The following is a 13,458-nucleotide window of genomic DNA, read 5'->3' as shown; positions in this document are numbered from 1 at the left end:
ATTCTCTTTTTTTTCGCTTTTTCCTGCTGCTTCGACAAATAAGTTTTTAGGTCAAAGGATGAGGTATAAACAATTCTTTATATACTTTTAAGGCAAAACGGTCGGTCATCCCGGCAATATAGTCCGCTACAGCCCTTTCGGGTCCTTCGTTTTTAACGATATTTTGAAATTCCTCGGGTAATTGATATACATTTTCTAAATAATGTTCATAAAGCATTTTTATAAGAAATTTGGCTTTTTTCTCTTCTTTTTTCGGTTCGCTTCCAATATAAACCGTTCTAAACAAAAAATTTCTAAGTTCTAACATCGCCCATTCCACATCTTGACTCATCGTAATTTGCGGCTTATCCAAGCTATTTTTAATTACGTCAGTTACCATGGTGTTAATCCGGTCCCGGTGGCGAAAGCCAAGAATTTTTAAGCAATCCCGTGGCAGTTCTTCTTCCTTTAAAACCCCCGCCCGGATGGCATCATCAATATCGTGATTGATGTAAGCAATCCGGTCGGCAAGCCGTACGATTTGTCCTTCCAGGGTTTCCGGCGGCTCCTCACTCCAGGTGTGCTTTAAGATCCCTTCCCGAACTTCCCAGGTTAAATTAAGTCCTTCTCCCTTTTCCAAAACATCCACTACCCGTAAGCTCTGGGCATTATGTTTGAAACCTCCGGGTAACAAACTGTTCAGCTGGTCTTCCCCGGCATGGCCAAAAGGAGTATGCCCCAGGTCATGGCCAAAAGCTATAGCTTCCGTTAAATCCTCGTTTAAAAACAAAGCCCGGGCAATGGTCCTGGCTATCTGGGCCACCTCCAAAGTATGGGTAAGGCGAGTCCGGTAGTGGTCCCCTTCCGGGGCAATAAACACCTGGGTTTTATGTTTTAACCGCCGAAAGGCCTTGGAATGGACAATCCGGTCCCGGTCCCGCTGATAGGCGGTACGGATCGGACATTCCTCTTCGGGTTTAAGTCTACCCCTGGTAAAACGGCTCTTGGCCGCATAGGGAGATAATTCTCTAAGCTCCCGCTCTTCAATGGTCTCCCGGATTAACATAAATTATCGCTCCGTTAAAATAAAGTAACCTCCCGCTTTTCCCTTAAACTTTCGGTAGCTTTAGCTACCTCCAACACCCTTTTTACTAATATCTCAAGCCTTTTAACACCGTTTTGCTCCTCTTCGGCCGGACGGGTAAAGCACGCCCCCTGGTGTCCGGCATCGGCGGTAAACAAACCATCGCCTACAACGGTCATACCTTGAACCAGCATCATGTCGTGGAGGGTAGATATAGTGGTCTCCTGGCCCCCGAAGCGCGAACCGCCAACGGTGGCCGCCGCTCCCACTACATTAACAAGAAGCTTTCTGTCCCTAAGTCTTCGGGTTTTATCCCAAAAAGCTTTTAATTGCGCCGATACAGTGCCGAAGTAAACCGGTGAGAGCATGATTACTGCATCAGCGGAACCAAGCTGAAGATAGGCAGCTTCTAATTCCGTTCCCTTGTAGCAAACCCCCGAACAAGGTGCCGAGCAATGGATGCAGTAAGGGATTTTTTGGCGGCGCATAATCTCGTCAACATTGATAATTACAGTTTCTGCATTATACTCACTGGCAAGATTTTTTATTACCCCCGCAAGATAAGTACAGTTGCCATTTTTATTAGGACTTCCATTTAAAACAACAACCTTCATTTATATGCCTCCTTTATACCTTCCTAATACGCTTTTTAATTGGCTTTTTCCTTCATAAAATTTAATTTTAACAAATTCTTAAGCATTTTGTAATATTTCGTAGCTTTTTATTTTTTCGTAAATCGGTCCTTCAGGGGTTAAAATGCTTTTTATTAAGTAAAAGTTTTTAAAAGAAAATTCTTTGGGGTTAAACTTTGGTAAAGCTAAATTTTTTATTTCCCCTTTTACCCTGCCTATGGTTAAATGGGGCACAAACGGCTTTTCGTCAAAAGAAATATTATTTTCTTTTAAATTTTGACGTAAATTCTCGGCTAAAGTTAAAAGCCCGGGACTTTCGATTTTTAAAAATAAAACTTTAGGCCTTTTTAAATTGGGAAAAGCCCCAAAATCTAATACTTTGATTAATGACTCTTTGACTTGAGGTACGCTCTTTGCCGCCCGGTCAATTTGCAAAAGCTCCTTTTCCTCTTTTTCCCCCAAAAAAGCTAAAGTTAAGTGGTAGTTCTCTTTTGCTACCCACTTAACCCCGTTGTATTTAAATAAAGGTGTAATATCCTGATGAATTTTTTCTTTTAATTCCTCGGGAAAATCCACTGCAAAAAATAAACGCATCTTTATCCCCCACTGTCAATAAAATAAGTATATTTATTATTTGCCGCAAAAGTAAAAAATCCTTTTTTTCTCCCTAAAGAAAAGAAAAATCCTGCCAATGCAAGAAAAATTAATTCTTAAAAATGCTTTGGCGTTTTTTGTAAAACCTATTTAACTTAATTTTCTTTTCACCAGTTTGATAATTGCAAACACAAACGTTTAATAATATAAAGTACTTCTTTTTTAATGGGATTCCAGCAACTCACCTTTTTCAATGCTTGTTTTAGCTTGAAAAATACTGTAAACGCTTCTCCGGCCTATATACAAAAAATTTTAAAAATTGTCTTGACAAAACAACAATAGAGTAATAATTGGAAATGTATTCCTGAAAATAGGAGATAAGGGGGGTTTCAAAATGTTAAGCAAACACAAAAAATAACTTTATAAAGCAAATTGTAGCACACTGATACTAACTGTATCAGTGTTATCAGGTGGTCTTGTTTCTGTATTGAAAGCAGAAACGATAGTACCGGAAATTTTAATTTTCTTTTAAATCTTCTGCCAAATTTAAATCGGCACTCTTTCCCTGCAAATATCCCACTACAATATGATTCAACTTGGGATACATACCTATATCATCGGAGGTTTTTAAAAGGATCTCATCGTGAATCATCCCTATGACCTCACCCTCTTTAAAGCTCTCCCCCCGCCTTATTATCCGGTGCTTTTGCTTGGCGTCGTCAATGGAATCGGTGTACAAAACCTTTCCGTTCTTGATAATGGCAAAGGTAGTGGCATATTCTTCTAATTCAAAGATCTCATGGGACGACACCAAAAGGGAATTGCCAAGCCGGGCATATTGGTTGATGAGATGAATAACCTCATTTCTAATGGTAGGGTCCAAATGCTGGGTTGGCTCATCCAGCAAGAGAAGTTCAGCTCCACTGGATAGAGCAAGACCAAGCAGGAACAGGGTTCTTTGCCCTATAGAATAGCTCTCCACTTTCTGGTTTAAATTAAAGTTATATCTTACTACAAAATCCTTAAAAAACGCATCATTCCAGGCAGGATAAAGGCCCTGCCAAAGACTTCGGTAATCCGCCGCGGTAAAATTGCGAAAAACCTTGCGGTCTTCAGGGACAACAGCTATTCTGGTCTTTACTTCATTGGCAAAAGGCTTTCCGAATAAAATAACTTCGCCTTCATCTTTTTTAAGGGCATTGATAATGCATTTTATGGTTGTGGTCTTGCCCGCACCGTTTGGTCCAATTAACGCTAAAACCTCACCTTTTTCCAAGCTAAACGAGACATTGCTTAAAATCTGCTTGCCTCTAATCTGCTTGCTTAAGTTTTTTACTTCTAAAACCATTTAGAGCTCACCACCATTTTTCAGATATATCCAATAGCCAGCAAAGCAAATTATCGCCGCAAATACAAAAGCAAAGGGGATATTGCCCTGATTGGTAAAGCTAATCCAGTTATAAGGGTTAATTGACGCCCTGCCAATACTTCCTAAGAGGGCATCCAGCAAGACGATAATAAACGGCCAACCGATATTATCTAAGCCCTGGGAAACGCAAAGCATGACCACCCCGAACATGGCCAAAGTAAAGTTAATGCTTTTTATGATGAACATTCCTTTTTCGGCAATGGTTGTTGGCCAAAGGGCCTGGGTTATAATCGAGGAAACTAAAACCAGCAAAAGTAAAAATCCCAAGTTATAGAGGTAGAGCTCTTTGCGGGAAAAGGGTAGAAAATATAAAGCTTCATCCCGCCGGTTTTTGATATCCGCCGGCAGCATTGAGGCGCTTAAGAAAAATATGGCTATAGTTTTAACGGAAAAACCGGGCACAAACAGCAAAACCAAAAAGATAAATAGCCTTCCCATCTTTTCTTTTAGCTCTATTTGCAGAAAAAGTTCCATTTTATTGACAAAATCAGGCATCAGGGGAGCTTTCATTTTTCCATACCTCCTCAAAAATCAGCATAATGGTATAAAAATCTATTCCTAAAGCCTTTATTTTTTGAATGCAATCCTTTACTGTTTTAATTATCTCCTCCTCAACGCTGATATCCTTTTTTACAAAATACCCCACTCCCTGTTCGGCCTCGATAAAGCCTTCGTTTTTAAGTTTGTCTAAGGCTTTTAGCACGGTATTGATGTTTACATCAAAGATATATTGCAAATCCCTCACCGGTGGGAGCTGGGCCCCCTGGGGGAGATTGCCCAGAATTATCTCTGCTTTGATCATATTGCCAATTTGGATATATGCCGGGATACCGCTGTGTTTATCAACCTTTCTTAACATCTTCACCATCACTCTCTGTTAATTTTTGTAAAACCAGAATGCTCAAGAACCACTCCGTCTAAATTTTTTAAAGTAATATTCCCCGCCAGGGAATTAAGTTTAATTTTAGCTTCATCGTTTGGTTTTGCAGTTATCTCAATCCGGCCGTTAATGGCTAAGGAATCCACCGTGAGCTCTTTCAAAGCTACCTTCATGTTTACCTCCGCCCCCATGCCATCTATTTTCATATTGTTAAACCGATACGTTCCCCTTAGTTCCATTCCCATCCCATCAACCTCAAGGTTATCCCCTGCGAAATTACCATTCAGCATAAGCCCCGCCGCATTGATGTTTAAGTTCTTTACGTTAAGGTCCGAAGAAAGATACGCCCCGGCGCAGTCAATAAAAACCTCTTCAAAGTTCCCTTCCCCTTTTAACTTTACCCCGGCGGCAGAGATTTTTAAGTTTTTCAAATTATCTTTTCCCAAACGGATTACATAGGTTACATCCCCTCTTTGCCCGCCAGAAATTACAGCTATATCACCTTTCTGGCTTAACCGAAGCTCTGCCGGGTATTCGATGTAATCTCCCTCCACCAGTGAAATTTCCACACCGCAGTCAGTATCAATCTCTACGGTCTTGGCCGTCAAGCGCACTCTCTTGTCAGGGTTAACCCGGGTCTTGGAAAAATACTTTTCAATGTCAAAGTTTTTCATCTGGGCACTATCAAAGCTATTTGTATAACTTTTCCAGCTACCAAAATCGCTAAGCCATGCAGGCCAGTTGGCCGCTTGCCCAATAAAATTCGGATTTGTAAAAAAGCTAAAAACTACTACAATTGAGCTTAAAATTATAAAAGATATCCTGCTTCTTGGAAGCCCAAGGCCAATTAAAAGGATTGCTAAAAGCACCAGCAGAAGTTTAATTGGCAGATACGGTACAACCCAGGCCATTAACCCTAACAAAATTGCCGAAATAATCTTTAAAACAGGTTTCGCCCTTTGCCCAGTATCCATTTTCAAAACCTCCGTCATTGTTTCATGCTGTTATATAATTATATAACAGTATGAAAGCAAGCTGTCAAGAGGGTAATTATGGCATCACAGATATTTGTTAATTATTTTTTGCGGTCAAAACTGGCAAAGAAAAACACCTCATCGGTGCCCGGGAAAAAATTTTGCAAAACCGCGGAATTTTATACAGCAAAAAACAAATTCTTCTTGACAAAAAAATGTACCATTAAATTAAAATGTAAACGAAGTAATGATTTATACTAAATTTTAAAAAATTTTCAGCTTTTTCTTTCCGTATTCTTTAACTATTACCAACACTTGTGAAAGGGTGAAAAGTTTTGATCTTATATGCGGAAATCGCGACCTGGGTCGTAAGTGCTGCACTTTTTACTTTTTGGTTGTCTTTTGCTTTAGCCGGTAGTTTAGCTGAAGCTACCGATGGCTATGTCCAGGGTCTTTGGGCTAAAAGCTTAGTTACTATTTTGGGCGGTTTAGCAGTAAACCTGGTGGGGATGGGACTTCCCAAAATAAAGGCAACTAAAATCTATTCTGCAAAGGTTTTAATTGATAAATACCCTCTTACCACTTGGCAATGTCTGTTGACTTTATTTAACGGAGCAAGATCAAAAAAAGTTATCAGAAATATCGCTTATTTACCGGGTTTAAAACAAGTTTCCAAAACCGCTGATGGTTCAACTTTAATCCTCGAAGACGCCGAACCCCCAAATAAGAAAATATTCATAATCACCCTACTGGTCCTTTTTATTGGTATCTTTGCTTTATTTACAACACCCCTTTTGATGTCCCTTATTTTTCTTAATGTTAAAAAGTTACTAATACCTTACTTACCTTTAGAAGTCATCGAAGATCTTTTTAAGTATTTTAGTTGGCTTATCATTGGCAAAATGATATTACCCTATATAGGAACTTCAAAAAAATATTCATTTATTACCGTTCGCTTTTTTTCCAAGCCACTAAAAAAGGCCTATGGATTTCCCGTTTTTGTAAGTCCTCTGGTATCATTTTTAAGTTCTAAAGGAGTTATCCTTGGCCTTGCCGACCCCCAAGGCCGCATTTTTATCGATTCCGAATACGTAAAAAATGATAACTACCGGGAATATTTAATTGCCCATGAAGCCGGTCATCTTTTAGATCGCAAATTTAAAATGTTTGGGATGATTATTTCGCCAGTACTCGTACCCTGGGGATTACTTATTATGTTTACTTTAAGTAGTTACTACCAGGCCACGGGATATACGGTAATTGGAAATTTTTTACATACAGCCGGTTTAGTGCTTATTTTCTTATTAATATTTATCTGGATAAAATATGAAGAGCTTGGAGAATATAGAGCCGATGATTACGCCATAAAATTAATTGGCTTAACCACCACGGAAAAAGCTTTAGAAGAATTAGCCTTGGCTTTCAAAACTACCCCTGAGGCTTTATACGGAAAATCATCCTTTGATATTAGATTAGAGAGGATTAGAACAAAAAAGTTCCAAAACATTAAATAAGGGGCTACCCATTTATTTTTTTGCGGTAGCCCCTTTATTTTTAAATTTCCTTATTTAGTTCCAACAATTTCTCCTTCCGCCACCGCCGCCTGAGCTGCTGCCAGGCGGGCAATCGGCACCCGGTAAGGTGAACAGCTTACAAAGTCAAGCCCAATCTGGTGGCAGAATTCTACGGAGCTTGGTTCGCCGCCGTGCTCACCGCAGATACCGACCAGTAAATCCGGACGGGTTTTCCGGCCGCCTTCTACGGCAATTTTCATTAATTTCCCAACACCTTTGCGGTCCAAGACGATAAAGGGATTTTCCTTTAAAATCTTCATATCTAAGTAGTGGGTTAAAAACTTCCCTTCGGCGTCGTCCCGGCTAAAACCAAGGGTAGTCTGGGTTAGGTCGTTAGTACCAAAGCTAAAGAATTCGGCAACTTCGGCCAGTTCATCGGCCAGTAGCGCTGCCCTTGGTAATTCAATCATGGTGCCGGTGGTGTAGTGGAAGGTAACCCCTTCCCTTTCCATTACCTCCCGGGCAATGGCATCAATTCTTTCTTTAAAGAATTTCATTTCGTTAACATCAATGGTTAAGGGAATTTCCACCTCAGGATATACTTTATACCCTTCTTTGGTTAAGCGAGCAGCAGCGTTAAAGATGGCCCGAATCTGCATTTCGTAAACTTCCGGATAAGTAATCCCCAAACGGCAGCCCCGGTGTCCGAGCATCGGGTTAAATTCGTGTAAAGATTTTACTTTCTTTAAAAGAGCTTCTTTTTCGGCAAGTAATTCTGGATTATCTCCCCGCACCCTGAGCTCGGTAGTTTCCACCAACAGTTCTTCTAAACTTGGCAAAAATTCATGAAGGGGCGGGTCCAGGAGCCGGATACATACCGGATAGCCTTCCATAGCTTTTAAAATGCCATAGAAATCCTCTTCCTGCATGGGAAGAAGGTGAGATAGAGCCTCTTCCCGCTCTTCTTTGGTTTCGGCTAAAATCATTCTTTGTACGTGAGGCAGCCGCTCGGGGCCCATAAACATATGTTCCGTCCGGCAAAGGCCGATACCTTTGGCTCCAAATTCCCGGGCTTTCTGGGCGTCTTCCGGGGTATCGGCATTGGCCCGAACCTCAAGCCGCTTTAACTCATCGGCCCATTCCAGAAGCTTAATAAATTCCGGAGATAGTTCTGGATCTTTCATCGGGACAGTTCCGAGAATTACCCGTCCGGTAGAACCGTCAATGGATAAGTAGTCTCCTTCTTTTACGGTAATATTGTCTACGGTAAACAATTTTTTCTCATAATCAATTTTGATGGCTTCACAACCGCAAACACACGGCTTACCCATGCCCCGGGCAACCACCGCCGCATGGCTGGTCATACCACCCCGGCTGGTTAAAACTCCCTGGGCGGCCACAATGCCGTGGATATCATCGGGAGTGGTTTCGGTCCGCACCAGTAAAACCTTTTTCCCTTCTTTGCCCAGTTTCTCCGCTTCATCGGCATCAAAAACTACAATCCCCGAGGCAGCCCCGGGAGAAGCGGGTAACCCCTTGGCAATTACCTCCACCTTGGCCGAAGGATCAATTTGCCGGTGAAGAAGCTGGTCTAATTGTCCCGGCTCCACCATTAAAATCGCTTCTTTTTTGGTAATTAACCCTTCTTCGACCATGTCATGGGCAATCTTAACTGCAGCCTGGGCCGTCCGCTTGCCGTTTCTGGTTTGCAGGATATAAAGTTTACCCCGCTCAATGGTAAATTCAATGTCCTGCATGTTTTTGTAGTGACTTTCTAAGAGTTTAGCAATACTGACAAATTGTTCGTAAACTTCCGGCATTTCTTCTTTTAACTTGGAAATGGGACTCGGAGTACGAATGCCGGCAACCACATCTTCTCCTTGAGCGTTGGTCAGATATTCACCGTATAAAACCTTTTCCCCGGTGGAAGGGTTCCGGGTAAAGGCCACACCGGTACCGGAGTCGTTGCCCATATTACCAAAGACCATTGACTGGATGTTAACCGCAGTACCCAAATCATGGGGAATTTTATTTAAATTCCGGTAGACAATGGCCCGGTCGTTATTCCAGGACTTAAATACCGCTTCAATAGCCATGGTAAGCTGAACCATGGGATCAGAAGGGAAAGGCTTTCCAGTTTTTCTTTCTACCAATTCTTTATATCGGGTAATAACTTCCTTTAAAGCTTCTGCGGAAAGTTCCTGGTCAAAGGTTACCCCTTCCTTTTCTTTTTGCCGGTCTAAAATATGTTCAAACTCGTGTTTGGGAATTTCTAAAACCACATCCCCAAACATCTGAATAAACCGCCGGTAAGCATCATAAGCAAACCGGGGATTTTGAGTGTTTTGCGCCAAACCTTCCACCGTTTCCTCGTTTAAACCGAGGTTTAAGATAGTATCCATCATTCCCGGCATCGAGAATTTAGCTCCCGACCGCACCGAAACTAAAAGAGGGTTTTGGGGGTCGCCAAATTTTTTACCGGTTTTTTCTTCAATATAAACAAGCTTTTCCTTGACCTCTTCCATTAAACCTTCCGGGAACTTACCTCCCAGCCGGTAATACTCCCGACAGGCTTCGGTAGTAATGGTCATTCCCGGAGGTACCGGAAGACCGATATTGGTCATTTCCGCTAAATTGGCCCCTTTTCCCCCCAATAAATCTTTCATGTCAGCGCGGCCTTCATGAAATAAGTAAACGTATTTGGTCATTACCTCCCTACCCCTTTCCTGTAAATTTCTAACACCCTGGCTGCCGTTTCCTCCACCGCTTTATTACTCACATCAATTACGGCACAGCCGATTTTTTTCATAATACCCAGAGCATAATCCAGCTCCATCAAAATTCTTTCCATGTTAGCATAATCGGCCGTTTGGGATAGTCCCAATGTTTTTAGCCTTTCCTTCCTGATCTCAAATAAAATTGAAGGTTTTATGGTAAGTCCCACAACTTTATGAGGGGGAATTTTAAACAATTCTTCCGGGGGAGTAGCCTCCGGTACTAACGGCACGTTTGCCGCTTTGATCCCCTTATGGGCCAAATACATGCAAAGGGGAGTTTTAGAAGTTCGCGAAACCCCAATTACCACCAAATCCGCCCGCAGCAATCCCCGAGGTTCTTTGCCGTCATCGTATTTAACGGCAAATTCAATCGCTTCTACCTTGCTAAAGTAAGCTTCATCCATTTTGCGAATTAATCCGGGCTGGTATTTAGGATTTTGCTTGGTGATTTGCTTTAAACCCTCCAACATCGGTCCCATGATATCCACATGGGGAAGGGAAAGTTCATGGGCTCGCTTTTCCAGGTACTCTTTTAAGTCCGGGCGCACCAGAGTGTAAACCACCAAGGCCCCTGCACTTTCCGCTTCCTGTAACGCCTCTTCCACTTCCCGAACCGAACTTAAGTACGGCACCCGCCGAATATCAACCCGGCCCGAATCAAATTGACTGGCAGCCGCTTTCGCCACCACTTCCCCCGTTTCCCCGATTGAATCAGAAAGAATATAAACCACTGGAATTTGCTCTAACTTCAGATTAATTGCCAATACCTCCTTTTACTTTCCGGCCAGGCTGACAAAAAGCCTTGTAATGTTGGTTTTGGTAAACCTACCCACCACCCGGTATTTTTCCCGACCTTCATGCAGCACCGTTTCTACTACCGGAAGGGAATCTACCTGGTGGTGAATTAATTTCTCCGCTGCCCTTAACACCGACTCATCGGGATAAGTTACTATGATGTTTGGCATCCGCGTCATTACCACACCTACAGGAAGCTTGTTAATATCTTTACCGCCCATAGTTGCTTTGAGCATGTCCTTGCGTGAAGCCAGCCCTTCCAAAAAACCTTCCTCGGAAACAACAAAAATTGTCCCCACATCTTCAATAAACATCGTGACGATAGCATCATATACCGTAGATGTTTCCCGCACGACTATAGGGCGGGACTGAACTTCCTGCACCCGAATATTTCCTAAAACCCCGGCAATTACATCCCGGGGTTCCCTCCCGGTATAGTAATAACCTACCCGGGGTCTTGCTCCCAGTAATCCAGCCATGGTTAAAATCGCTAAATCCGGCCTTAGCGCTGCACGACTGATGTTCAGTTTTTGAGCAATCTCCTCCCCGGTAATAGGACCGTGATTGCGCACTATTTCAAGGATTTTTTCCTGACGTTTTGTAAGTTCGATATAATTCACCTACCTTAAGGAAATGTGCTATATTATTTAATTAGCTTACAGGATATATTATACTATATTTACTTAAAAAATACCTCCTAATTTAATAATTTTTTGCAAAAAATTAACCAACAATTTTGCTCAAATCGGCAATTTCTAGAACAAGTCCGGCAATTGCTCCAAGTAATCCAAGGCGATTTTCCCTTATCTTTTCGTCTTCAGCCATCACCAGCACTTCGTTAAAGAACCGGTCTAAAGGGTTTGCTAATGCCGCCACTTCTTCCATGGCTTTTAAGTAAGCTTTTTCCCTTAAAAGCTCCTTAACATTTAGGGAAATCTCGCGAAACTCAGCAAAAAGCTCTTTTTCCGCCGGCTCATATAATAAACTTTCAGCTACTTCCCTTCCCTGTCCTTTACGGGCCAGGTTGTACGCCCGCGTAAAGGTCGTAGTAAGAGCTGTGAAACTCGGATGGTTTCTGAGATTTTCTAAAGCCCGAACTCTTAAGTAAAGGTCATAAAAGTCATCTTTTCCGGTAGCCAGCACCGCATCAATGGTATCGTAAGAAAATCCCTCTTCCAGTAAAAAACCCTTAAATCTTTGGTAAATAAACTCCAAGAGTTCTTCATAAACTTCGGCGAAATTCGCTTTTTCCCGAACCTCGGCGGGTAACAAATTAAAAGCAGCATCAAAAGCCTTCTTTAAAGAAAAGAAGCGTTTGTTTTCAATTAACGTGCGAAGAAGTCCTAAAGCTTGCCGCCGTAAGCCAAAGGGGTCCGCCGAACCGGTTGGAATTTGTTTTAAGGCAAAAAATGCCGTAAGGTTATCTATTTTTTCGGCACAGGACAGTAAAATTCCGACTTCAGAGGTTGCCACAATATCCCCTGAAAATCTTGGAAGGTAATGCTCAAAAATAGCCTCGGCTACTTCCTTTCTTTCCCCGGACTTTAAAGCATAATCCCGACCCATAATCCCCTGGAGCTCGGGAAACTCATAAACCATATTGGTAGCAAGATCTGCTTTAGAAAGCTCCGCTGCCCGGACGGCGTAACTTTTTACCTCATCATCACAATTAAGTTCCCTGCCAATAGCCACCACAAGTTCCTTTAAGCGTAAAACTTTATCCCATACCGTTCCTAACTTCTCCTGAAATACTATCCGGGTAAGTTTTTCATTATAAGCGGCAAGCGGTTTTTTCAAATCTTCCCGGTAGAAAAACCGGGCATCGTAAAGCCTGGCCTTTAAAACCTTGGCATAACCCTCGGCAATTTCCGCTAAATTTTCCCTGCCTCCGTTTCTAACAGCTAAAAATTTGTGGTACAAACTTCCATCATTTTTAAACAGGGGAAAATAGCGCTGGTGTTCCTTCATTGGCGTAATTATTACTTCTTTAGGTAGTTCTAAAAATTCTCTATTAATTTCTCCAATTACCACGGTAGGATACTCCACCAAATTGGCGTTTTCCAGTAAAAGTTCCTCATCCTGATCTACCACAACTCCTTCTTCGGCGCTTGCCCTATGTAACTGAGCCCTGATCATCTCAATTCTTTCATTCAGGGAAACAATAACATAATTCTCTCTCATTGCAACAAAGTAATCGGCTGCTCTATCTAAAACAACTTCCTTTTGCCCCAAGAAGCGGTGACCCCTGGATATCCTGTCCGCCTTAATTCCGGCTATTTCAAGGGGTATCACTTTTTCATCCAGCAGGGAAACAAGCCAGCGAATCGGGCGAATAAACTTAAAATCTATATCTCCCCAGCGCATGGGTTTGGGGAAAGACAGGTTTTTAATTAACTTCCGGGCAATTTCAGGCAACAATTCGTCTACCGGATTTCCCCCGGTTTTTTTCCGGGCAAAAACGTAAATAACCCCATTTACCTCTTTTTCGATTACTTCGTTAGGTTCTATCCCCTGGCTTCTGGCAAAACCTAAAAGAGCCCTGGTCGGATTTCCTTCGCTATCATAAGAAGCCTTCTTAGCGGGCCCCTTTACTTCCTGAATTTTTTCTTCGGTCTTCGGTAAAACTCCCTTAACGTAAAAAACAATCCTCCGGGGTGTTGCCTCGGAAATTAACGCTTCATACTGCACCCCAAATTCCTTTAAGAATTCTTCCCCTTTATTTTTGACCTCCTCAATAATCCCGGGAATAAAGCGCGCCGGTATTTCTTCAACACCAATTTCCAGTAAGTAGTCCATTTTT

Annotated in this window: 12 protein-coding genes; 1 reads left to right on the top strand and 11 read right to left on the bottom strand. The window is 42.1% G+C overall.

Annotation, left to right across the window (positions count from 1 at the left end; translation table 11 throughout):
- Positions 1-46: 46 nt before the first annotated feature.
- The 7 genes from CHY_RS02050 to CHY_RS02020 all read right to left on the bottom strand — a co-directional run bounded on the left by CHY_RS02050 (position 47) and on the right by CHY_RS02020 (position 5,572).
- Positions 47-1,045 (bottom strand): deoxyguanosinetriphosphate triphosphohydrolase, encoded by a 999-nt coding sequence (locus CHY_RS02050; protein ID WP_011343390.1) that lies wholly within the window; start codon positions 1,043-1,045, stop codon positions 47-49.
- Positions 1,046-1,059: 14 nt separating this feature from the next.
- Positions 1,060-1,677 carry a flavodoxin family protein gene (locus tag CHY_RS02045; RefSeq protein ID WP_011343389.1) on the bottom strand — a complete coding sequence of 206 codons (618 nt, stop codon included), beginning with the start codon at positions 1,675-1,677 and terminating at the stop codon, positions 1,060-1,062.
- Between the two features lie 78 nt (positions 1,678-1,755).
- Positions 1,756-2,289, bottom strand: coding sequence for an RNA 2',3'-cyclic phosphodiesterase (thpR, locus tag CHY_RS02040; protein ID WP_011343388.1), 534 nt, complete (start codon positions 2,287-2,289; stop codon positions 1,756-1,758).
- 517 nt (positions 2,290-2,806) lie between these two features.
- Positions 2,807-3,637: an ABC transporter ATP-binding protein gene (locus tag CHY_RS02035; RefSeq protein ID WP_011343385.1), complete on the bottom strand. Its 831-nt coding sequence runs from the start codon at positions 3,635-3,637 to the stop codon at positions 2,807-2,809.
- Positions 3,638-4,228, bottom strand: coding sequence for a hypothetical protein (locus CHY_RS02030; RefSeq protein WP_011343384.1), 591 nt, complete (start codon positions 4,226-4,228; stop codon positions 3,638-3,640).
- On the bottom strand, positions 4,206-4,577 hold the full coding sequence (locus tag CHY_RS02025; protein ID WP_011343383.1) for a GntR family transcriptional regulator: 372 nt from the start codon (positions 4,575-4,577) through the stop codon (positions 4,206-4,208). The genes CHY_RS02030 and CHY_RS02025 overlap by 23 nt, the downstream gene beginning before the upstream one ends.
- A gap of 8 nt (positions 4,578-4,585) precedes the next feature.
- Positions 4,586-5,572, bottom strand: a complete 987-nt coding sequence (locus tag CHY_RS02020; protein WP_011343382.1) for a hypothetical protein — start codon at positions 5,570-5,572, stop codon at positions 4,586-4,588.
- Positions 5,573-5,907: 335 nt separating this feature from the next.
- On the opposite strand from CHY_RS02020, the gene CHY_RS02010 reads away from it, so the two are divergent.
- The gene (locus CHY_RS02010) at positions 5,908-7,086 is read left to right on the top strand and encodes a M48 family metalloprotease (RefSeq protein ID WP_011343381.1); all 1,179 of its coding nucleotides are present in this window, start codon (positions 5,908-5,910) and stop codon (positions 7,084-7,086) included.
- Positions 7,087-7,136: 50 nt separating this feature from the next.
- Here the strand turns inward: CHY_RS02010 and ppdK are convergent, their stop codons facing one another.
- The 4 genes from ppdK to glyS all read right to left on the bottom strand — a co-directional run bounded on the left by ppdK (position 7,137) and on the right by glyS (position 13,454).
- The gene (gene ppdK / locus CHY_RS02005) at positions 7,137-9,794 is read right to left on the bottom strand and encodes a pyruvate, phosphate dikinase (protein WP_011343380.1); all 2,658 of its coding nucleotides are present in this window, start codon (positions 9,792-9,794) and stop codon (positions 7,137-7,139) included.
- Entirely contained in the window at positions 9,794-10,627 is an 834-nt protein-coding gene (locus tag CHY_RS02000) for a pyruvate, water dikinase regulatory protein (RefSeq protein ID WP_011343379.1), read from the bottom strand. Before CHY_RS02000 ends, ppdK begins: the two co-directional genes overlap by 1 nt.
- A gap of 9 nt (positions 10,628-10,636) precedes the next feature.
- Entirely contained in the window at positions 10,637-11,269 is a 633-nt protein-coding gene (locus tag CHY_RS01995; protein WP_028051493.1) for a helix-turn-helix transcriptional regulator, read from the bottom strand.
- Positions 11,270-11,381: 112 nt separating this feature from the next.
- The gene (gene glyS / locus CHY_RS01990; protein WP_011343377.1) at positions 11,382-13,454 is read right to left on the bottom strand and encodes a glycine--tRNA ligase subunit beta; all 2,073 of its coding nucleotides are present in this window, start codon (positions 13,452-13,454) and stop codon (positions 11,382-11,384) included.
- Between the last annotated feature and the right edge of the window lie 4 nt (positions 13,455-13,458).

The organism is Carboxydothermus hydrogenoformans Z-2901 (genome assembly GCF_000012865.1).
Lineage (GTDB): Bacteria > Bacillota > Z-2901 > Carboxydothermales > Carboxydothermaceae > Carboxydothermus > Carboxydothermus hydrogenoformans.
The sequence above is the reverse complement of the archived record's forward strand: the minus strand, read 5'-3'. Positions and strand labels throughout refer to the sequence as shown.